A 20,663-nucleotide genomic window follows, 5' to 3' on the forward strand; every position below is an offset into this window, starting at 1 on the left:
CGTCCGTCGTCCCTAGGCTCCGGGACGGACCGCCGCGGCGGCCGTCAGGCTGTGACCGTCAGGGGCTGGTCGTTGACGGTCAGGCGCCAGTTCGATTGGCTGAACACCGCGGCATCCAGGGTTCCCTGCGCAACCACGTAGTCGATGATCTGCTGCCGGATCTCCTGCTGGCTGTTCGAGAGCACCGGCGCGGCCTTGACCGCCGGGAAGTTGCCGCCGCCGCTCTGCCGGTAGTTGTTGATCGCCATGGCGAACTCCTTGCCCGCGGGCACCGGCGCTCCGTCGTAGCTGAGGTTGCGGATCCGGTCCCCCACCGGCCGGGCGAGGTCGATCTCGTAGTTCAGCGGCGCGTCCAGGCCGTAGACAACGTCGTAGTTGTAGTCCGGGGTGCCGTTGGGTGCCAGCGCCGTGGCCGCGTTGGTGATCTGGTCCGCCCGCACACTGGTACCGGTGGCCGGCTTGAAGTACTGGGCCGACCACTCCAGGTAGTCCTTGACCTGCGCGCCGGTGACCTTGATGGCGAGCAGGGTGTTGTCGAAGATGTACAGCCCCGCCACGTCCCGGATGGTCAGCGGACCGGCCTTGACGTCCACCGACCGGGAGAACGCCGCGGCGATGGAGAGTACCGGGAGGCCGGCGGAGGGGCCGTTGGCGAGCTCGGCCTTGATGGTGCTGGCCTGGACGTAGTTGATGGCGTCGATCGCCGCGGAGTCGGACCAGCAGGCCGTCGCAGTGCTCAGCGGCGCGGTGCACGTGCCAATCACCTGGTTGACGTATTTGACGGTGGCGTCGTGGCCGGCCTGGACGGCGCCGACGACGGCGGGATCGGCGTCGACGGTCTTTGCGTCCAGGAGGTGGGCGTGCGCCGCGGCGACGCTCCACCGGCCCTGCTCCTTGCTCAGCTGCAGGTCGATCACGGCGACGCGCATGCCCCATTTGAGCGGCTCGGTGAGCAGCACCTGGCGGCCGGTGGCCTTGTTGGTCACGAAACGCTCCGGGATCTCCAGGTGGGCGTGGCCGACGAGGATCGCGTCGATGCCCGGGACCTCCTCGGCCAGCTGGGTGGAGGCATTCTCAGGGAACGGGAGGGCGTCACCGTAGGAGGAGCCCGGGGTGGCGCCCGAATGGCTGGAGACGATAACGACGTCGGCGCCGGCCGCCTTCATCTCGGGGATGACGGTTTTGGCTTCCTCGACGATGCCGTTGAAGTCCAGCTTGCCGTGGACGTTGTCGCGGTCCCATAGCGCACACCCGGGCGTGACGAAGCCGACCAGGCCCACGGTGACCCAGCCGCTCTCCGTCTTGACGCGCTTGAGCACGTAGGGCGTGAACGCCCGGCTGCCGCTGACGGCGTCGTGGACGTTGGCGCCCAGGAGCGGGAAGTCCAGCTGCTTCTCCCACGTCCGCAGGAGGGGGATGCCGTAGTTGAATTCGTGGTTGCCGAGGGCGACGGCGTCGTAGCCGACGGCGTTCATGGCCAGCGCCATGGGGTGCTTCACCTCGGTGGAGATCGGGTTGACCTTGGCGAAGTAGTAGGCCAGCGGGGTCCCCTGGATGGTGTCGCCCGAGTCGATGGTCAGCGTGTTGGCGGCCCCGCGCTCGGCGCGTACCGCCTTAATGAGGGTGGCGGCCTGGGCGATGCCGATCTTGTTCCCGGCGGTGTCCGCGTAGGGGGCGTTCTTGAAGTAGTCCCAGTTGAAGACGTTGTTGTGCAGGTCGGTGGTGCCCAGGACGGTCAGGGTGAACTGCTTCTTCGCAGCCCCCTGGCCGCCGGCGTCTGCCTGCGCGGCCGGGGCTCCGGCGACGGCGGCCGCCGCGGCACTGCCTCCGACGAAGGCTGCCGCGAGCATCGCGCGGCGGGACACGTGGGGGTTCGGATCGGTCATGGATGGACTCCTCGGGGTTGGCGGCCGATTGGCACAATGCCACAGTCTAGGCCGCCGGCACCCGGCTGAAAAGGAGAGGAGACGATCATTTTCCGAGCGTTTACCGGATGTTCTCTGCCCCGGAACGCAGGAAACCCCGCCCACCGGAGTGGACGGGGTTTCCCGGAGCTGAAAGGCGTGAGGCCTTCCGAAGAGCCGGTCGTTACTTGACGGTAACGGTGGCGCCGGCAGCCTCGAGCTGCTCCTTGGCCTTCTCGGCAGCTTCCTTGTTGGCGCCTTCGAGGACGGCCTTCGGGGCGCTGTCAACCAGGTCCTTGGCTTCCTTGAGGCCCAGGGAGGTGATGGCGCGAACTTCCTTGATCACTGCGATCTTCTTGTCGCCAGCAGCCTCGAGGATGACGTCGAAGTCAGTCTTCTCTTCGGCTTCCTCAGCGGCACCGCCACCGGCGGGGCCGGCGACAGCAACAGCAGCTGCGGTAACTTCGAAGGTCTCTTCGAAGAGCTTGACGAACTCGGAGAGCTCGATGATGGTCAGTTCCTTGAAAGCTTCAATGAGCTCTTCGTTGCTGAGCTTCGCCATGGTTTGGCGTCCTTCCTATAGTGGTGCTTGGCGGGCTTGGCCGTGCCGTCACACCGGAGTCTTGGGTGAGAGAGAGTTAGTTCTCTTCGGCGGCTGCGGCTTCGGCCGGAGCCTCGGCTTCTGCTGCGGGGGCTTCTTCAGCGGCGGGTGCTTCGGCTGCTGCCGGGGCACCGTTCTCTTCTTCAAGCTTGAGGCGCAGAGCGTCGATGATACGAGCGGCTGCGGCAGCAGGGGCCTTGAGGACGCCTGCGACCTTGGCGAGCTGGAGCTCGCGGGACTCGAGTGCTGCCAGGGCAGCAACTTCGGTGGCGTTCAGTGCCTTGCCCTCGAAGTAACCGGTCTTGATGACCAGCTGCTTGTTGGCCTTGGCAAAATCCGTCAGGCTCTTTGCAGCGGCAACTGCGTCACCCTTGATGAACGCGATTGCAGTGGGGCCGGCAAGCTGGCCGTCGAATGCTTCGACACCGGCTTCCTTGGCTGCAATGGCGGTCAGGGTGTTCTTGACGACCGAGAACTTGGTTTCCTGGCCGAGAGAAACACGCAGCTGCTTGAGCTGTGCAACGGTGAGCCCACGGTATTCGGTCAGGACAGCTGCGTTCGATTCCTTGAAATCGTTAGTGATCTCAGCTACTGCTGAAACCTTGCTAGGCGTTGCCATAACCCTCCTTCCGGGGATAAATGCCGGTGTGTCCGGGTCCCCTCAGGATCGCTAAAACTAAAAACGCCCCGCGCAGATGCACGGGGCTTGTCTCGACGCGGCGTGCCGCGGAGCTTTGCTTCGTTCACCTGCGCCGGCCGCCCTGCGTTGAGGGGCCTTCGTCCGGAAACCAACTTGAATCCCCCGCACACAACTGCAGAAGTGAGCGATGCTCAGGAGAGTGGATTTCCAACAACCGACGGTCTTTGGTTCTTCTAGGGTACGGGATGGGGGCGGGCCCCACCAAATCGGGGTCAGCTGGTGCTGGGCCGCAGGTCCGGGAGTTCCTTCTGCCACAGCCCGGTGACACCGGCCGTGGTGAAACCGAGCTTCTGGTTCACCGTGAGGAGGTAGCGGTTTTCCGGGGCGTTCCAGGTGTACAGCACCCGCGCGTCCGGGAACTGTTCTGACAGCCGTTCCATGTTGGCCAGTTTGATCAGCAGGCCCAGTTTATTGCCGCGGTGCTCGGCCAGCACCACGGTATCGTCCTGGAAGACGACGTCCGGGCGCAGTCCCAGGACACTGATGGTGGTCAGCCCCACCAGCGTGCCGCTGGCGATCTCCTCGACGGCGGTGACCACGGTCCGGCGGCCCTGCGCGATGGCGACGTCCTCGGTCTCGCGCAGGAGTTCGCCGTCGAACACCAGCGCGTCCTCTTCCTGCTCCGGCACCCCGCCGTCGCCCGCCCGGTTCTCCAGCAGGGCGACGGCCTCCAGCCAGCGGTCGGGGCACCGGTCGGTCCAGTGGTGCAGGCGGTAGCGCCCGGCATTGGCCTCCTCTGCCTCGGCCTGCAGGTCCGCCACCAGCTGGCTGTCGAGCGGCAGGGTGCAGGCGCTGAACTGTTCGATGTGCTGCAGCGTGTAGCCGGTGAGCCGGGCGAACTCCACCTCGCGGCTGTTCAGCGGGACGTACCCCAGGCCCGCCCCGGGGATCAGCTGGCCCGCCGACTGGTCCGCGAGCGTGACGCCGGGGTGGTTGGTGTCAATCAGGATGATCCGCCGGCCCTCGTCGCGGGCGAAGTGCTCGGCGGCCTCGAGCAGCTGGCGCCCAACGCCGTGACCCTGGAAGTCCGGGAGGATGTCCAAGGTGAACTCGGCCAGTTCCGTGTTGTCCGCGAGCGGCAGGGCGATGTCCACGGTCCCCACGATCCGTCCGTCCACCTTGGCCACCAGGATGACCTGGCGTTCATACGGGTCGGCCATTTCCAGCAGCTTCTCCTGAGGGGCATAGGCCAGGTCGTCGGTGCCCCAGGTCGCCATTCGGACCTTGCGTCCCACCTCGACGGCGGCGATGAAGTCCGCCGCGTCTTCCCCCTCCAACGAATCCGGGATCCAGAGCTGCTCGATCCGTACGTCGCCTGCCTGAGCGGTCATGTTCCCAGCCATTCTGCCGCCTTAGCCTGGCCCCGCTGGTGCCAGGCTTTGAGCGTCAGCATATGCCCGAAACCCCCTGCGTTCCATGCCCCGCCACGGGGATTTTTGGCTGCCGGTAGGACCGGGGGCGGCGCAGGCTACTCCCCCGCCAGGCCCGGCCCGGTGACGCGTTGCCACTCGCCGTCCCAGCCCGCGGGCCGGAAGCCCAGGGCCTCGTTGATGGCGAGCATGTAGCCGTTTTCGGCCGCGTTGAAGGTGGTGACGCGTTCGACGGCGGGGGCAGCCCCGGCGAGACGGCGGAGGTTAGCGATCTTCACCAACATGCCCAAGCGGTGTCCGCGGTGCGGGGCGGCGACGAGGGTGTCGTCCTGCTCGGCCAGCCAGGGTTTACCGGCCGGGAGTTCCAGCACCGAGTATGCGGCGAGCTCCCCCGTGTCCCGGTGCCGTGCGGCGGCCACCAGCGAGGTGTTTCCGGCTTCCCGCCAGGTTTTCTCCACGTGCCGGACCCGCGCCGCGTCCCAGTGCTCCTCTTCGTAGCTGATGCCGCCGCTGGGGGCGTCGGAGCTCATCCTGGACATCAGGACGGCCAGCTGCGGCAGCAGCGCCTCCGGGCAGCGGTCCGTCCAGGTGAGGATGTCGTAGCCGCCGGCCTTCGCCAGCGCCTCGGATTCCAGCCGGTCAAACTCCGGGGCCGATGCCGCGACGTCCAGGCTGCTGTACCGCTCCACCTGTTCGAGCCGGTAGCCGGCGGCAGTGGCGAAGCGAACACTGCGCGCCCCCGCCGGGAGGGCCCCGGTCCCCGTGGCGGGACGGACCACTGCGCCGCCGTCGACGTCGAAATCCGCGCGGTGCTGGGTGGAGCCGAGGAACACGGACCGGTTCTCGGCGGCCGCGGCGGCTTCGGCGTGAGCCAGCAGGGCCCGTCCGATGCCGCGCCCGGTGTGGGCCTGCAGCACCGCGACCTGGATCCCGGCGCGGTCGAGGTTTTCGGTCAGGCCCAGCCGGACGCTGGCCCGGGCCACCATCCGGCCGTGGGACCGGACGACGAAGAGCCGGGTCCGGCCGTACCCGGTCTCCTGCCAGAAGCGCAGGCGGGCCCGGGCCGCCGTCGTCCGGTCGTGGTTGCCCCACGATTCGAGTGCCAGCACGTCGCAGAGTTCATTGAACTCCCGGAACTCCGCGGCGCCGTCGGCGTCGTCGTCGAGCGAGGCGGGGAGGCGCAGTTCGTCGATGCGGTGGGGTGCTGGATTCACCCGCACAGCCTAGCCGCGGTGCCGGCAACAGAAAAGACCGCCCCGCGGGTGCGGGACGGTCTTCGCTGGCGCCTGCCGCCGAGGGCGGCGCGGGCGCGGGGTCCGGAAGCTTACGCTTCGGTCAGGACCTTGGTGACGTTCGGGTCAACCGAGATGCCGGGGCCGAAGGTGGTGGCTACGGTGGCCTTCTGGATGTACCGGCCCTTGGAAGCGGACGGCTTGAGGCGCAGGACCTCTTCCAGTGCGGCGGCGTAGTTCTCGGCCAGCTTGACGGCGTCGAAGGAAACCTTGCCGATGATGAAGTGCAGGTTCGAGTGCTTGTCGACGCGGAAGTCGATCTTGCCGCCCTTGATGTCGTTGACAGCCTTGGTGACGTCAGCGGTCACGGTGCCGGTCTTCGGGTTCGGCATCAGGTTACGCGGACCCAGGACCTTACCGAGACGGCCAACCTTGCCCATGAGGTCAGGGGTGGCGACGGCGGCGTCGAAGTCGGTCCAGCCGCCGGAGATCTTCTCGATCAGGTCGTCGGAGCCAACGAAGTCGGCGCCGGCTGCGATCGCGGCCTCGGCCTTGTCGCCGGTCGCGAAGACCAGGACGCGGGCGGTCTTACCGGTGCCGTGCGGCAGGTTGACCGTGCCGCGGACCATCTGGTCGGCCTTACGGGGATCGACGCCGAGGCGGAAGGCGACCTCAACGGTGGCGTCGAACTTGGACGGGTTGGTGTCCTTGGCGAGGGTCACTGCCTCGAACGGCGCGTAGAACTTCTCCGCGTCGATCTTGGCGGCGGCTGCCTCATATGCTTTGCTGCGCTTTGCCATGCTGCTGTTTCTCCTTGTGCAGTTGTGGTCTGCGGACCGCGCTGGGCCCTGCCACAGTCGGACATATCCGGACGGCGTGTCCGGGGTTCCGATCTTTCGATAATTAGGGGGTGCCGGTTGCCCGACGGGTGCTGGTCACTGCCGTTCGCGGTGTTCCGCGGCGGTGCTCTCCCAGCGGGTGGGGGCTAGCCCTCGACGGTGATACCCATGGAGCGGGCGGTGCCGGCGATGATCTTCGCTGCGCCTTCGAGGCTGGTGGCGTTCAGGTCTTCCATCTTGGTGGAGGCGATCTCGTTGACCTGGGCCTGGGTCAGCTTGGCAACCTTGACGGTGTGCGGGGTAGCCGAACCTTTAGCGACGCCTGCAGCCTTCTTGATCAGCTCGGCGGCCGGCGGGGTCTTGGTGATGAACGTGAACGAGCGGTCCTCGTAAACGGTGATTTCAACCGGGATGACGTTGCCGCGCTGGGCTTCCGTTGCAGCGTTGTACGCCTTGCAGAATTCCATGATGTTGACACCGTGCTGGCCGAGCGCAGGACCGATCGGCGGGGCCGGGTTAGCGGCACCTGCCTGGATCTGCAGCTTGATGAGGCCGGTGACCTTCTTCTTGGGAGCCAATGTAGGGTCCTTCTCTCAATTTCGTCCTGGGACACAGGAGCGTGTCCCAGGTGGTTGGCCGCCATGGCGAGGCAGCCGGCCGCTCCGGGGCCGCAAAGCGGGCAGCCTGGAGCGAATTCTGTAATCGGTGCTAGATCTTGCTGACCTGGTTGAACGCCAGGGTGACCGGGGTTTCGCGCTCGAAGATGGAGACGAGGACCACCAGGGTCTGGGATTCGGGCTTGATCTCCGAGATCGTGGCGGGCAGGGTCTCGAACGGGCCCTCCTTGACGATGACGGACTCGCCAACCTCGAAGTCCACGGCAACCGGAGTCTGGTTCTGCTTGTTGACCGGCTTGCCCTTCTCGGCCTGCTCGCCCTCGAAGACGGGGGCCAGCATGGAGAAGACCTCGTCCAGGCGCAGCGGCACCGGGTTGTGGGCGTTGCCCACGAAGCCGGTCACGCCGGGGGTGTGGCGGACGGCGCCCCAGGACGCGTCGGTCAGGTCCATGCGCACCAGCACGTAGCCGGGGATCCGGACGCGGTTGATGATCTTACGCTGGGCGTTCTTGATCTCGACGACTTCTTCCATCGGGACCTGGATTTCGAAGATGTAATCTTCCATGTCCAGGGTCTGGATGCGGGTCTCGAGGTTGGCCTTCACGCGGTTCTCGTAGCCGGCGTAGGAGTGGATGACGTACCAGTCACCTTCCTGGCGGCGCAGCTTGGCCTTGAACTCCTCGGCGGGGTCGGCTTCGGCCGCGGCGGCAGCGGCTGCCAGGGCGTCGCCTTCTTCCGCCTCGCCCTCGTCCTCGGAGCCGGCGGAAGCCTCGTCCACGGCGTCGTTCGCGTCAGCGTCGGCGGCGTCGTCGAATTCGGGCGCAGCAGCCGGAACCTCGGACTCCTCCACGGCTTCCGCCACGGCGTCCTGGCTCTTCTCCAGCTCAGTCTCAGTTACCTCGAGCTCCTGCTCAGACACTTGGTCTCCTGCTTCCTCATTGCCTAACATGCCTATTTAAATGACTCAATTCCGCACACCCCGTTACTGCCCCGATTTCCCGGGGCGGCACGCGGCCTGCGGACGGTCGCCTTAGCGGTCCGTGGGACCCGTTCCGCCGAAGACCCAGCCGACGCCGGTCCCGAAGGCCAGGTCCAGCAGGGTGACGACGACCATCATGATGACCACGAACACCAGCACCACGAGCGTGTAGTTGACCAGTTCCTTGCGGGTGGGCGCGACGACCTTCTTCAGTTCGCCGATGACCTGGCGGAAGAAGAGTGCGATCCGGGCGAAGAAGCCTGCCTTGGGGGCTTTCTTGGCGGGGCGGCCTTTGGAGCTGCTGGCAGCTGTTTCGGTCACCTGACCCTCACTCATCCTCGCGATGTCGGATACCCGGCTCCGGACTGAACCATGGTTGCTGCGCTTGTTCCGGTGCATTCCGGAACAGCTTGCGCAGGGCAGACAGGACTCGAACCTGCAACCTGCGGTTTTGGAGACCGCTGCGCTACCAATTGCGCCACTACCCTATGGATTAAAAACCGTGCCGGCGGCGGACTGAACAGGTTTCCCTGAGGCGCACGCCATCATCGTGTTTTCAACACCGGAGATCCATTCTACGCATGAACTACGTCCACGTCGAACCGGCTCCCTGGCATCCCGGAGGATCCGGTGAACAGCATAGAGTAGATTCCGTCGAATCCCACATCCAGCCCCGTGCTGACGCGAAGAACGGACCCGCGATGCCTGCCGCCCGCATTTCCAAGCGCATTTCCGCCATAGCCGAATCCGCCACCTTGGCCGTCGATGCCAAGGCGAAGGCACTGAAGGCGGCTGGACGTCCGGTCATCGGGTTCGGTGCCGGCGAGCCCGACTTCCCGACTCCGGGCTACATCGTGGATGCCGCCATCGAGGCCGCCCGCCAGCCCAAGTACCACCGTTACTCCCCCGCCGGCGGGCTCCCCGAGCTGAAGCAAGCCATCGCGGAGAAGACTTTCCGGGACTCCGGCTACAGGTGCGAAGCGTCGCAGGTCCTGGTGACCAACGGCGGCAAACAGGCCGTCTACAACACCTTCGCCACGCTGCTGGATCCGGGCGATGAGGTCATTGTCCCTGCACCCTTCTGGACCACCTACCCGGAAGCCATCCGGCTGGCCGGCGGCGTGCCGGTGGAGGTCTTCGCCGGGCCGGAGCAGGGTTACCTGGTGACCGTCGAGCAGCTCGAGGCAGCCGTCACGGACCGGACCAAGATCCTGCTGTTCGTCTCACCCTCCAACCCCACGGGCGCCGTCTACTCCCCCGAGCAGGTCACGGCGATCGGCGAGTGGGCCGCTGCCAAGGGCCTGTGGGTGGTCACCGATGAGATCTACGAGCACCTGACCTACGACGGCGTTCCGTTCACCTCGATCGCCACGGTCGTGCCGGCCCTCGGGGACAAGGTGGTCATTCTCAACGGCGTCGCCAAGACCTATGCCATGACCGGCTGGCGGGTGGGATGGATGATCGGCCCGGCCGACGTCATCAAGGCCGCCACCAACCTGCAGTCGCACGCGACCTCCAACGTCTCCAACGTTCCCCAGATCGCGGCACTGGCAGCCGTCTCTGGCCCGCTGACCGCCGTGGAGGAAATGAAGGTGGCCTTCGACCGTCGCCGCAAGGCGATCGTCGCGGGGCTGAACGCGATCGAGGGCGTCGACTGCCCCACCCCCAAGGGCGCGTTCTACGTCTACGCGGACGTCCGCGCACTGCTGGGCAAGGAGTTCCCGACGGCGAACGGGCCGGTGGCGCCGTCGACGTCGGCCGAACTCGCCGCGCTGATCCTCGACGAGGTCGAGGTGGCTGTGGTTCCCGGTGAGGCGTTCGGCCCCTCCGGCTACCTGCGCCTGTCCTACGCCCTCGGCGACGAGGACCTGGCCACCGGCGTCGGACGCCTGCAGGAATTCCTGGGCAAGGCCAAGTAACCGACGCTCCCTCACCTTCGGCAGCGAATCGAACGACGCTCCCCCACATCCTTCCGGGACGTGAGGGAGCGTCCGCTTTAACCCGGCTAAACGTGAGGGAGCATCGGTGTTAACCCGGCCGAACGTGAGGGAGCGTCGGGTTTTATGTCACCGGATCTGAGGGAGGGTCAGAGCAGGCGGCGTTCGGCGGCCCAGCGGGTCAGTTCGTGCCGGCTGGAGAGCTGGAGCTTGCGGAGCACGGCCGAGACGTGGGTCTCCACGGTCTTGATGGAGATGAACAGTTCCTTGGCCACCTCCTTGTAGCTGTACCCGCGCGCGATCAGCCGCATCACCTCGAGTTCGCGGGCCGAGAGCCGGTCCAGCTCGTCGTCGGCGATGTCGGCGGGTGAGGTCCCGAAGGCGTCCAGCACGAAGCCGGCGAGCCGCGGGGAGAAGACCGCGTCCCCGCCCGCCACGCGGCGCACGGCGTTACTGATTTCGGCGCCGGAGATGGATTTGGTGACGTAGCCGCGGGCCCCGGCACGAATCACGGAGACGACGTCCTCGGCGGCGTCGGAGACGCTCAGGGCCAGGAAGCGGGTGGTGCCCAGCAGCGCGGCGCAGCCGGCCAGGACGTCCCGGCCACCGCCGCCGGTTCCGCCCGGCAGGTGCACGTCGAGCAGCACCACGTCCGGAAGGGCCTCGCCGATGACACGCACGGCGTCCTCGACGGTGGCGGCCTCCCCCACAACGGCGATCCCGGCGTCGAGGTCAGCCTTCAGGCCGGAGCGGAAGATGGCGTGGTCGTCCACGATCACCACCCGGGTGGCGGGGACGGGGGCTCCCGCGGGCAGGGGGCTGTCGGGCTGGCTGGTCATGGCGTGTCCTTCGTGGTGGTGCCGGCGGGTGTGGGCCGGGCTGGTTCGGGAGGCGTGGTGGTGGACGGCGGTGCGGGCGCGGCCGTGTCGGGGGCCAGGGGCAGGCTGAGCCGGACCTCGGTGCCGTCCGGGTTGCTGACGATCACAGCCGTTCCGCCGTGCCGCCGCATCCGGCCGATGATGGATTCACGCACGCCCAGCCGGTCCGCGGGGATGGCGGCCGGGTCGAATCCCGGGCCGCGGTCCTTCACGAAGATTTCCGCGGCCCCGCCGGTGGCTTCGAGGTACACGGAGACGGGGCCGCCGCCGTGCCGTGCGGCGTTCAGCATGGCCTCCCGGGCGGCCATGACGAGGGCCTCCAGCCTTCCGGTCATGGCGCTGTCCCCGACACTGACGACGTCGACGGGCTGGCCCAGCGCGTCTTCCACCTCCGCGGCGGCGGCCTGGAGGGCATCCGAGAGCTGCCCCTCGTCCCGTTCCGCGTTGCGGTACAGCCAGCCGCGGAGCTCGCGCTCCTGGGCCCGGGCCAGGCGGATGACGTCCTGTTCGTTGCCGGCCCGGCGCTGGATCAGCGCGAGGGTCTGCAGCACCGAGTCGTGCAGGTGGGCGGCGATCTCGGCCCGTTCGGTGGCGCGGACCCGGCCCTCCCGTTCGGTCTCGAGGTCGCGCCAGAACTTCAGCCCCCAGGGCAGCAGCACCAGCGCGACGCCGCCCAGGACCGCCACCGAGGCCAGGAGTGCCAGCCAGGTCTGCTGCCAGGATCCGGAGCCGGAGACCATCACCAGGACCCCGGCCACCACCAGCGCCAGGCCGGCCGCGAGCCGTGCCCAGCCGCCGGCCTGGTTTGCCTTGGCCTTGTCCATGATCCCGGTCCGGCGGGTCTCATCCAGTTGCATCCAGGCGATGGCGGCGCCGCCGAGGATCGCGGCCACGGGAATCAGGGTTCCCAGCGGGACGTCCAGTCCCAACAGCCGCGCCACCAGGATCCCGGCGGCCAGCAGCAGCCCGACGCCCAGGAGGATCTCCTTCCCGTAGGGCATGCCGGCAAGCCGGAAACGCCACGGCTCCCCGGCGATGGCCGTGTTTCCTTGGGCGTCCGGGGATTGCACGGGGGCGCTCACGGCGGGGGCGATGGGCGACGCCGGAGGCCGGGCGTTGCGGCGGGCGCTCTCGTCCGCGGTCGGCACCATAATCCAGAGCCAGGCGTAGAACGCGACGCCGGCGCCGCCGGCGAACGCGGCAACCACCATCCCGGCGCGGATCATCTGCACGGGCCAGCCCAGGTGGCGGGCGAGCCCAGCGCAGACACCGGCGATCATGCGGTCGCCGCCGCGGGTCAGCGGTGGGCGGAGTGGCGCGGTGGTCATGGATCCATCCAAGCACGGCAGGGGCCTTCCGGAGGCGGTTCACGGCCCGAACCGGGGGCCGGTCAGGGACCGGTCAGGGGTTTCCCCAGTAGAGCGGACGGTCCCGCCGGCGGGAGGATCGAACTATGAACACGCACCCTGACCCCGATGAGGTCCCGGCCGCCGACAGCCAGCCGGACGGCCGTCCCGCCAGTGACCCGGCGGACAGCACGGCGGACGCCTCCGCGCCCTCGCCTTCCGGACCGTCGCAGGCTTCCTCGGCGGAACCGGACGGCGCGCCCCGGTATGCACCGCCGTCGTACACCCCGCCGCCCTACACCCCTCCCTCCGGTGGCACCCCGCCGTACACGCCGCCCCCGGGGCCGCCCTACGCCGGCGACCGCCGGCCGGCCGGGTCCCAGCAGAACTTCTTCGATTGGATCCGCAGCCACGGCATCCACCGGGGCCGCGAGCGTTGGGTGGCCGGTGTGGCCGGCGGCATCGCCCAGCGGTTGGGCGTCGATCCCCTGATTGTGCGCGGCATCCTTATCGTCCTGACGGTCTTCGCCGGCGTCGGAGTCCTGCTGTATGGGCTGGCCTGGGCCCTGCTGCCCGAACCCGACGGCCGGATCCACGTCCAGGAGGCGGCCGCCGGACGGTGGAGCACCGGTATGACCGGCGCGCTGATCACCACGCTGATCGGCTTCCCGAGTCTGGGCAACGGCGTCTGGGGCTGGGACCGGTACGGTTTCGGCGCCGTCGTGTGGACTGTCTTCTGGGTGGGCGGGGCGATCTACGCTTTCTACTACTTCTCCCAGCGGGGCAGGACGCGCCGGCCCGCCGAGACCCACGGCGCCGGGTTCCCGCCGCAGGGCCCAGCGGCAACCGGACCTGCTGCAACCGGCCCTACTGCAACCGGCCCTGCTGCAACAGGCCGGGGATCGTCCGGTCCGGCACCGGCCGGGACCGGCACCCCGGCGGGTTCCCCGTCAGGCGGCACCCCGCCCGTGGGCACCTATCCGGCCGCCTCGTATCCCACCACGATCTACCCCACCGGGCCGGACTACACGGCGTCGCCCGCGGCCACCGCGCCGGGCTATACCGCAGGCCCGTCCGCATATGCGCCGGTACCCGCTCCGAAGGTCAGGTCCGCCGGTCCCGGCGCCCCCGCCGTCGCCGTCACGACCGGCCTCGCTCTTCTGGCGGGCGGCGGGCTAAAGGCTCTCGACGCCGTCCACGCAATCAACCTCGGACCGGCCGGCAACGCGGTGGTCTGGGCGGTGGGAGCCGCTGTCCTGGGCCTCGGCATCCTGGTCTGCGGCCTGCGCGGCCGTGGTGCCGGCATCCTCAGCTTCTTCGCCGTGGTGGCGCTGGTCACCGGGGCGGTCTACGGCCTGGTCCCGAACGCGGACCGGGCACGGTTCCAGAACGTCGACTGGGCGCCCACCACCATCGGGCAGGCCGCGGACGGCTTCGACATCACCGGCGGCAGCGGCACGGTGGACCTGACCCGGCTGGACCTGAACGCACCGCTGAGCTCCGACGTCGTGGTGCCTCTGGACGCGACCGCCAGCAACATCACCGTGCTGATTCCGCGTAACGTCCCCGTGCAGATCCGGGCGGACCTGACGATGGGAAACCTCAACGACTCCAACGGCAACCATGGCGGCATGACCAGCCAGCAGAGCGACTACAACACGGACGTCGCCGGGTCCCGCCTGGTCATCAAAGTCTCCGGCACCCTGAGCAACATCACCGTGAAGGAAGGGAACTGACATGAGCAGCTACGACCCGGGAACCACCCCGGACGGCACCCCGTTGGTCACGGAGAACGCACCCGCCAACGAGGGCGCCCGGGTGGGGACGGTGGTGTGGGGGCTGATCGTGCTGGCCCTCGCCGCCCTGATCATCATTTCCCGCCTGGGCCTGGTGGTCCTGAACGGGACCTATGTCCTGATCGGCCTGATGATCGGGGCCGGCGCGGCCCTCGTGATCGGCGGCCTGGTCTCCGCCCGCAAGCGTGACAAAGCCACTACTACAAGGAAGTCTTAATCCATGGAAAAGTTCTTCAGCATTGTCCGGGGCCTCGGCCTGCGCCGGGGACCGCAGCGGTGGCTCGGCGGTGTCTGCGGCGGCATCGCGGCCAGGCTCAACGTGGACGTCGCCTACGTCCGGATCGCGTTCCTCCTCTTCGCCCTGCTGCCCGGCCCGGCCTTCGTGTTCTACCTGGCCGCCTGGGCCCTCCTCCCGGACCAGCAGAACGCCATCATCGCCCAGACGTTCCTGGAGCGCCGCGCGAACCGCCCCTGACCCCGGCTCATGATTGACGCTGCCCCCGCCACCGCCCGTGGCGGGGGCAGCGTGCGTCCGGGCCTCCGGAACCGGTTTGTGTCCTGCCCCACATCCCCGGCTAAACTTCTTGGTGAGCTCAGCGTGGCGCTCTGCCCGTACACCTTCAAACCAGGATTTGAGCCCAGACATGAAAATTGGAATCCTCACCAGCGGCGGCGACTGCCCCGGACTGAACGCCGTCATCCGTGGCGCCGTTCTCAAGGGCATCGCGGTCCACGGCCACGAGTTCGTGGGATTCCTGGACGGCTGGCGCGGCGTCGTCGAGGGCGACATCATCGGGATTCCCCGGACCATGGTCCGCGGCATCGCCAAGCAGGGCGGCACCATCCTGGGCACCTCCCGCACCAACCCGTTTGAAAACAACGGCGGCCCCGAGGTCATCAAGGCCCACATGGACCGGCTGGGCATCGACGCCATCATCGCAATCGGCGGCGAGGGCACCCTCGCGGCCGCCAAGCGCCTCACCGACGCCGGCCTCAAGATCGTCGGCGTCCCCAAGACCGTCGACAACGACCTCGACGCCACGGACTACACCTTCGGCTTCGACACTGCCGTCGAAATCGCCACCGAGGCGATCGACCGGCTGCGGACCACCGGTGAATCCCACCACCGCACCATGATCGCCGAGGTCATGGGCCGGCACGTGGGCTGGATCGCCCTGCACGCCGGCATGGCCTCCGGCGCCCACGCCATCCTCATCCCCGAGCAGCAGGCCTCCATGGAGCAGATCACCGAATGGGTGGTCTCCGCCCATGAGCGCGGCCGCGCACCTCTGGTGGTCGTCGCGGAGGGCTTCGTCCCCGAGGGCCAGGAATCGCCGCACTCCGAGCGCGGACTGGACACCTTTGGCCGCCCCCGGCTGGGCGGCATCGCCGAACTGTTGGCCCCCGAACTCGAGGCCCGCACCGGCATCGAAACCCGCGCCACGGTCCTCGGCCACATCCAGCGCGGCGGCGTTCCCACCGCCTTCGACCGGGTCCTCGCCACCCGCCTCGGCATGGCGGCCATCGACTCTGTGGTGGAGGAGCGCTGGGGCACCATGGTCTCGCTCAATGGCACGGACATCGTCCACGTCGGTTTCGAGGCGGCCCTGGGCAACCTCAAGAGCGTCCCGCAGCACCGCTACGAGGAAGCCGCCGTCCTCTTCGGCTAGGCCGCCGCAGCCGGGGTGGGCCGGCGCAGTTACCGGTCTGGGTAGGGTTGAACCATGACACTCACGCCCGGCTCCGCCGACATCATCCAGCTCGCGTGGGCCCGCCGTTTGGGGCTCGACGACGGCGCGTTCACGGCCTCCGGCGGGCAGCGCATCACCCGGGCCGTCGACGACGCCCGGGCGCTGCAGTTCGTCCGGCTGTTCGGCGGTTCGGCCTTGGTGGGACCGGGTTGGGCGCTGGAAGCCGCCGAAGCCTACTCCGACGAGGAGCTGGCCCAGCACGTCACACTCCTGACGATCACCCGTGCCCGGGGCGGCCACGGCCTCGGCGCCGCAGCCCTCTTCTTCGCCGATGACCTGCCCCTGAGGCAGCCTGCCGAGGAGCTCACCGTCTCCCACGGCAACCCCGAGGCCATCGAGCTCGAGGGCCTGTGCCCGCCGGACGACGTCAACGAGGTGGGCTTGGCGGACCTGGAAAACCGGTTCACCATCATGCACGTCGAGGACGGCCACCGTTCCCCCGTGGCCTGCGGCGCCTACAGCGAGTGGGAGGGCATCTTGGCGCACCTTGGGGTCCTGGTGGCACCGGGGTGGCGCCGGCGCGGGCTCGGGACGCTGGCCGCGTCGATAGCCGCCCACGAGGCCCTCGCCTCAGGGTTGACCCTGCAGTGGCGTGCCGATGTCAGCAACAAGGGTTCGCTGGCCCTCGCCCGGAGCCTGGGCTTCACCGCCGGCGGAATCCAGACCAGCGTCCTGCTGGGTTAGAGCAGCCCCTGCGGCCCCGGCCCCTCAGGGCCGCTCGACGGGGCATCCCATCGAGCGGCCCGGGCGAATTGCCCTAGACCTGCCGGGCTTCCACGCCGTCGGCCACGGCGTCGCGGCCCTCCTTGGCGGGCTCCGCCGTCGCAGACTCCGTCGTCGGCTTGGACTCCGTTGCCGGAGCCGTCCACGGCTGGGTGACCTGGGGCTTGGCGAAGAACAGCGCCACGGCTGCACCGAGCAGGATGACGACGGCGGGCAGCAGGATGGACTGGCCCATCGCCGTCGAGAACCCCTCATGCAGCTGCGGCGGCAGCGCGCCGCCAAAGGCCATCGGGCTGGCGTTGCCAGCCGATCCCGGCGCGGCGGGAAGCTCTGCGGCCAGCCGGGACTGGATCAACACGGCAATCGCGGCGCTGCCCAGGACGGCGCCGATCTGGCGGGTCGTGTTGTAGACGCCGGAGCCGGCGCCGGCCTGCCGCGGCGGCAGGTTGCGGGTGGCGGTGGAGCTCAGCGGAGCCCAGATACCGGCGTTGGCGAAGCCGAGGACGGTGCTGGGCAGCAGGAACAGCCAGATGGGCGTGTCCGGGTGCATCAGCGAGGAGTTCCAGAACAGGGCCACGGACATCAGGACCAGACCGGTGGCCGTGATGTACTTCGGGTTGACCCGGTCGATGATACGGCCCACCACCGGGGCCAGGCCGCCGGAGATAACGGCCATGGGCACCATCATCAGCGCCGACTGCGTGGGCGTGAGGCCGCGGACCACCTGGTAGTAGAAGATCAGGGGCAGGCCGAACCCGGTGACCGTGAAGCCAACCGAGGTGATGGCGATATTGGCCAGCGAGAAGTTGCGGTCCTTGAACAGGCCCAGCGGCAGGAGCGGCTCACCCTTGTTGAAGTGCTGCCAGAGGACGAAGCCCACGAGCACGATGATGCCGGCGATGATCAGGCCCCACACGGTGATCGGGCCGCTGATGGTGCCCCAATTGAAGGTTTCACCCTCCTGGATGCCGAACACGAGCAGGAACAGGCCGACGGCGCTGAGCAGGACGCCGGGGATGTCGAACTTGTGCGGGTGGGTGTCCAGCGCCGGGACGAACCGGGAGGCCAGCACGAAGCCGACGATCCCGACCGGAATGTTGATGAAGAAGATCCATTCCCAGCCAAGCCCGTCCACCAGCACGCCGCCCAGGATGGGGCCCACCAGGGTGGCGACGCCGGCGGTGGCGCCCCAGATGCCCATGGCGGCACCGCGGCGGTCCGGCGGGAAAATCCTGGTGATGACGGCCATGGTCTGCGGCGTCATCAGCGCGGCCCCGAGGCCCTGCAATACGCGGGCCGCGATGAGAGTCTGGATGTCGCCGGAAAGCCCGCACCAGAGTGAGGCAAGGGTGAAGACCACCAGGCCGGTGAGGTAGAGCCGCTTCGGACCGAACCGGTCGCCCAGGCGTCCGGTGATCAGGAGCGGAACCGCGTAGGCCAGCAGGTAGGCGCTGGTCACCCAGATCACCGAGTTGATGTCAGCGTTGAGTCCTTCCATGATCTTCGGGTTCGCCACCGAGACGATGGTGGTGTCGATCAGGATCATGAAGAACCCAATCACCAGGGACCAGAGGGCCGCCCAGGGCCGCGCTACGTTTTCCATCGGTTCTTCCTTTAGGTGCTTACTGCCGGGGTGAAGGTGGAGCGTTGAGACTACAGCCGGGGTGGGACAGCCAGGTCAGCGCAACAGGGCGAGGATCTCGCTGCGCGCGAACATGGTGGCCGCGTCCCGGGCGGTGGGGCTGCCGGCGTCGGGGTCTGCACCGGCGTCGACCAGCGCCTCGACAACGTCGCGGTAACCCTTGAAGACGGCGCCGGCCAGCGGGGTCTGGCCGCGGTCGTTGGCGGTGTTGGCGTCGCCGCCGTGGGCCAGGATCAGCCGCACCGTTTCCGCGTGGCCGTGGTAGGTGGCCAGCATCAGGAGGGAGTCGCCGGAGGCGGTGCTCAGCGCCGCGGGGGCGCCGGCGGAGAGGTACGCCGCCAGAAGGGCCGTGTCACCCTCCCGGGCGGCGTCGAAAAGCCGGTGCGCGAGGTCGACGGTGTCCGCGTCGGGGGCCTGCGTGGATGAATGCTGTTCGCCGGTCATCGGGGGCTCCTCAGGAATCCGGTCTGACGGCCGACGACCTGGCCCGCGTCGGGCGCGACCACGAGTTCCTGGGCCGCGGGGTAGGTTTCGGTGCCGTCGGCGACCGTCAGGACCTGCGCCGGATCGACGGAGCGCTTGATCACCGCGAGGGCCACCGGGCCCATTTCGTAGTGCTGGCCCACCGAAGTCACGGTGCCGACCTTCTTGTCCCCGGCGAGCACGTCACTGCCGACGGCGGGCAGCGTGTGCTGGGAGCCGTCGAGCTGGAGGAACACCAGGCGGCGGGGCGGGTGGCCGAGGTTGTGGACGCGGGCGACGGTTTCCTGGCCCTTGTAGCAGCCCTTGGCCAGGTGGACCGCCGTGCGCAGCAGGTCCAGCTCGTGCGGGATGGTCTTCTCGTCGGTCTCCGCACCCCAGCGCGGACGCCAGGCGGCGATGCGCAGCGCCTCGGCAGCGAGGGTTCCGGCGAGGGGGCGCTCCCCCACCGAGGCTTCAAGCTCCGCTGCGGGGACCAGGTATTCGAACCACGGCCGCTCCAGCCCGGGGTGCTCCTGCTCCGCCACGACGGCGTAGGAGTACCCTCCGGCGCCGACGTGCGGCCACGGATCCTCCCAGACGGTCAGGCGGTCCCATTCGGGGACAGCCCGGGTGCTGCCCAGCACGGCCCAATCCGCGGAGACGTCGGCGATCTCCACCCGGAGCATGAACTTCATCCGGTTCAGCCACTCCGCCAGCGGGGCGGCCTCCGCGGCCTCGACGATCAGCCAAGTGGTGGCGCCGTCGTCGACGACGCGGGCGTCGAACTCGATCCGGCCCTGCACGCTGAGCAGCAGCAGCTCGGTGGACTGGCCCGGGGGCAGTGCCGTGACCTGCTGCGAGGACAGGGTGTTAAGCCAGCTCAGGCGGTCGGGTCCGGTGACCGTGACCACCCCGCGGTGGGAGAGGTCGACGACGGCGGTGCCGGCCGCCAGGGCGCGCTGCTCACGCAGGGGCTCGCCGTAGTGGGCGGCCACGCCGGCGTCGGGTCCGGCGGCCTCCACGGCTCCGGGGCGCGACAGCAAAGGGCTCTTGGTGCTCATATGAAGTAGAAGTCCTCTGTCCTCAGCGGTATTCCGGATTTTCGAAGCCAAAACGGGTGCCCGATTTCCAGGCCTCGGGCAGGTTGCCGTAGGCCGGGATCCCGCCGGCGTCCTTGAGCATCCGGGCCAGGTGCAAAAGGTTCCAGGTCATGAAGGTGGCGTTGCGGTTGGTGAAGTCGTTCTCCGGCCCGCCGGAGCCCTCATCGAGGTAGCTGGGACCGGGACCCACGGCGCCGATCCAGCCGGCGTCGGCCTGGGGCGGGATGGTAAAACCGATGTGCTGCAGGCTGTAGAGCACGTTCATGGCGCAATGTTTGATGCCGTCCTCGTTGCCGGTGATGAGGCACCCGCCGACCTTGGGGTAGAACGCCCACTGGCCCCGGGAGTTCAGTTCGCCGGAGTGGGCGTAGAGGCGTTCGATGAGTTTCTTGGTCTGCGAGGAGTTGTCGCCCAGCCAGATGGGGCCGGCGACGACGACAATGTCCGCGTCCCGCACCGCCGGGTACAGCTCCGGCCACGCGTCGGTGGACCAGCCGTGCTCGCGCATGTCCGGGTACACGCCGCTGGCGATGTCGTGATCGACGGTCCGGATGACCCGGGTGGTGACGCCCTGCTTCTCCATGATCCGGCGGCTGATCTGGATCAGCCCGTCCGTGTTGGAGGTCTCGGGCGACTTCTTCAGTGTGCCGTTGAAGAAGACGGCGGAGAGGTCGTCGTAGCGGCGTTTGCCGGCTTCGCTGGTCTGCGGATCATTCATGGACTGCTCCCTTTATTGGCACTGCTCCCCGCGTTCGATGCGGACTTATGGAAAGCCGGCGGCGGGGA

The 20,663-nt window shown here is 68.5% G+C and carries 21 protein-coding genes and 1 tRNA gene; 6 read left to right on the plus strand and 16 right to left on the minus strand.

All coding sequences use genetic code 11. The annotated features are described in order from the left end of the window. Positions 1-44: 44 nt before the first annotated feature. From AB0305_RS15580 to AB0305_RS15625, 10 genes are all read right to left on the minus strand, one after another. The gene (locus AB0305_RS15580) at positions 45-1,886 is read right to left on the minus strand and encodes a 5'-nucleotidase C-terminal domain-containing protein (protein WP_364133369.1); all 1,842 of its coding nucleotides are present in this window, start codon (positions 1,884-1,886) and stop codon (positions 45-47) included. 202 nt (positions 1,887-2,088) lie between these two features. After that, on the minus strand, positions 2,089-2,466 hold the full coding sequence (gene rplL / locus AB0305_RS15585) for a 50S ribosomal protein L7/L12 (protein WP_290255942.1): 378 nt from the start codon (positions 2,464-2,466) through the stop codon (positions 2,089-2,091). Positions 2,467-2,542: 76 nt separating this feature from the next. Next, entirely contained in the window at positions 2,543-3,124 is a 582-nt protein-coding gene (gene rplJ / locus AB0305_RS15590; protein WP_364133372.1) for a 50S ribosomal protein L10, read from the minus strand. A 293-nt stretch (positions 3,125-3,417) separates the two neighbouring features. Beyond that, positions 3,418-4,536 carry a GNAT family N-acetyltransferase gene (locus AB0305_RS15595; RefSeq protein WP_290255944.1) on the minus strand — a complete coding sequence of 373 codons (1,119 nt, stop codon included), beginning with the start codon at positions 4,534-4,536 and terminating at the stop codon, positions 3,418-3,420. A gap of 137 nt (positions 4,537-4,673) precedes the next feature. After that, positions 4,674-5,789 (minus strand): GNAT family N-acetyltransferase, encoded by a 1,116-nt coding sequence (locus AB0305_RS15600; protein WP_364133376.1) that lies wholly within the window; start codon positions 5,787-5,789, stop codon positions 4,674-4,676. Positions 5,790-5,899: 110 nt separating this feature from the next. Then, positions 5,900-6,607 carry a 50S ribosomal protein L1 gene (rplA, locus tag AB0305_RS15605; protein ID WP_290255946.1) on the minus strand — a complete coding sequence of 236 codons (708 nt, stop codon included), beginning with the start codon at positions 6,605-6,607 and terminating at the stop codon, positions 5,900-5,902. A gap of 185 nt (positions 6,608-6,792) precedes the next feature. Then, complete coding sequence (gene rplK, locus AB0305_RS15610) at positions 6,793-7,224, minus strand: 50S ribosomal protein L11 (protein ID WP_003803853.1); 432 nt, start codon at positions 7,222-7,224, stop codon at positions 6,793-6,795. Positions 7,225-7,354: 130 nt separating this feature from the next. Further along, the gene (nusG, locus tag AB0305_RS15615; RefSeq protein WP_364133378.1) at positions 7,355-8,182 is read right to left on the minus strand and encodes a transcription termination/antitermination protein NusG; all 828 of its coding nucleotides are present in this window, start codon (positions 8,180-8,182) and stop codon (positions 7,355-7,357) included. A gap of 111 nt (positions 8,183-8,293) precedes the next feature. After that, positions 8,294-8,578 (minus strand): preprotein translocase subunit SecE, encoded by a 285-nt coding sequence (gene secE / locus AB0305_RS15620; protein ID WP_290255948.1) that lies wholly within the window; start codon positions 8,576-8,578, stop codon positions 8,294-8,296. Between the two features lie 79 nt (positions 8,579-8,657). Then, positions 8,658-8,730 (minus strand) — tRNA-Trp (locus AB0305_RS15625). A gap of 213 nt (positions 8,731-8,943) precedes the next feature. On the opposite strand from AB0305_RS15625, the gene AB0305_RS15630 reads away from it, so the two are divergent. Continuing rightward, positions 8,944-10,161 carry a pyridoxal phosphate-dependent aminotransferase gene (locus tag AB0305_RS15630; protein ID WP_364134640.1) on the plus strand — a complete coding sequence of 406 codons (1,218 nt, stop codon included), beginning with the start codon at positions 8,944-8,946 and terminating at the stop codon, positions 10,159-10,161. A 167-nt stretch (positions 10,162-10,328) separates the two neighbouring features. Here AB0305_RS15630 and AB0305_RS15635 read toward each other — a convergent pair whose 3' ends face one another. Beyond that, positions 10,329-11,018: a response regulator transcription factor gene (locus AB0305_RS15635; RefSeq protein WP_290255949.1), complete on the minus strand. Its 690-nt coding sequence runs from the start codon at positions 11,016-11,018 to the stop codon at positions 10,329-10,331. After that, the gene (locus AB0305_RS15640; RefSeq protein ID WP_364133382.1) at positions 11,015-12,385 is read right to left on the minus strand and encodes a PspC domain-containing protein; all 1,371 of its coding nucleotides are present in this window, start codon (positions 12,383-12,385) and stop codon (positions 11,015-11,017) included. Before AB0305_RS15640 ends, AB0305_RS15635 begins: the two co-directional genes overlap by 4 nt. Before the next feature lie 125 nt (positions 12,386-12,510). Between AB0305_RS15640 and AB0305_RS15645 the strand changes: the two genes are divergently transcribed. The 5 genes from AB0305_RS15645 to AB0305_RS15665 all read left to right on the plus strand — a co-directional run bounded on the left by AB0305_RS15645 (position 12,511) and on the right by AB0305_RS15665 (position 16,634). Then, the gene (locus tag AB0305_RS15645) at positions 12,511-14,139 is read left to right on the plus strand and encodes a PspC domain-containing protein (protein WP_364133385.1); all 1,629 of its coding nucleotides are present in this window, start codon (positions 12,511-12,513) and stop codon (positions 14,137-14,139) included. Position 14,140: 1 nt separating this feature from the next. Further along, positions 14,141-14,416 (plus strand): hypothetical protein, encoded by a 276-nt coding sequence (locus tag AB0305_RS15650; RefSeq protein WP_364133388.1) that lies wholly within the window; start codon positions 14,141-14,143, stop codon positions 14,414-14,416. Positions 14,417-14,419: 3 nt separating this feature from the next. Further along, on the plus strand, positions 14,420-14,674 hold the full coding sequence (locus AB0305_RS15655) for a PspC domain-containing protein (RefSeq protein WP_290255953.1): 255 nt from the start codon (positions 14,420-14,422) through the stop codon (positions 14,672-14,674). A gap of 169 nt (positions 14,675-14,843) precedes the next feature. Continuing rightward, complete coding sequence (locus AB0305_RS15660) at positions 14,844-15,869, plus strand: 6-phosphofructokinase (protein ID WP_364133391.1); 1,026 nt, start codon at positions 14,844-14,846, stop codon at positions 15,867-15,869. A 54-nt stretch (positions 15,870-15,923) separates the two neighbouring features. Further along, the gene (locus tag AB0305_RS15665; protein ID WP_364133394.1) at positions 15,924-16,634 is read left to right on the plus strand and encodes a GNAT family N-acetyltransferase; all 711 of its coding nucleotides are present in this window, start codon (positions 15,924-15,926) and stop codon (positions 16,632-16,634) included. A gap of 73 nt (positions 16,635-16,707) precedes the next feature. Here the strand turns inward: AB0305_RS15665 and AB0305_RS15670 are convergent, their stop codons facing one another. From AB0305_RS15670 to AB0305_RS15685, 4 genes are all read right to left on the minus strand, one after another. After that, positions 16,708-18,276: a DHA2 family efflux MFS transporter permease subunit gene (locus AB0305_RS15670; RefSeq protein ID WP_364133396.1), complete on the minus strand. Its 1,569-nt coding sequence runs from the start codon at positions 18,274-18,276 to the stop codon at positions 16,708-16,710. Positions 18,277-18,351: 75 nt separating this feature from the next. Then, the gene (locus AB0305_RS15675) at positions 18,352-18,759 is read right to left on the minus strand and encodes an ankyrin repeat domain-containing protein (protein WP_364133399.1); all 408 of its coding nucleotides are present in this window, start codon (positions 18,757-18,759) and stop codon (positions 18,352-18,354) included. After that, on the minus strand, positions 18,756-19,838 hold the full coding sequence (locus AB0305_RS15680; protein ID WP_364133402.1) for a folate-binding protein: 1,083 nt from the start codon (positions 19,836-19,838) through the stop codon (positions 18,756-18,758). Before AB0305_RS15680 ends, AB0305_RS15675 begins: the two co-directional genes overlap by 4 nt. A gap of 22 nt (positions 19,839-19,860) precedes the next feature. Beyond that, a complete protein-coding gene (locus tag AB0305_RS15685) occupies positions 19,861-20,595 on the minus strand; it encodes a flavodoxin family protein (RefSeq protein WP_364133404.1) in 735 nt (244 codons plus the stop codon). Positions 20,596-20,663 lie beyond the last annotated feature (68 nt).

The sequence above is a fragment of the Arthrobacter sp. NPDC080086 genome (assembly GCF_040702285.1).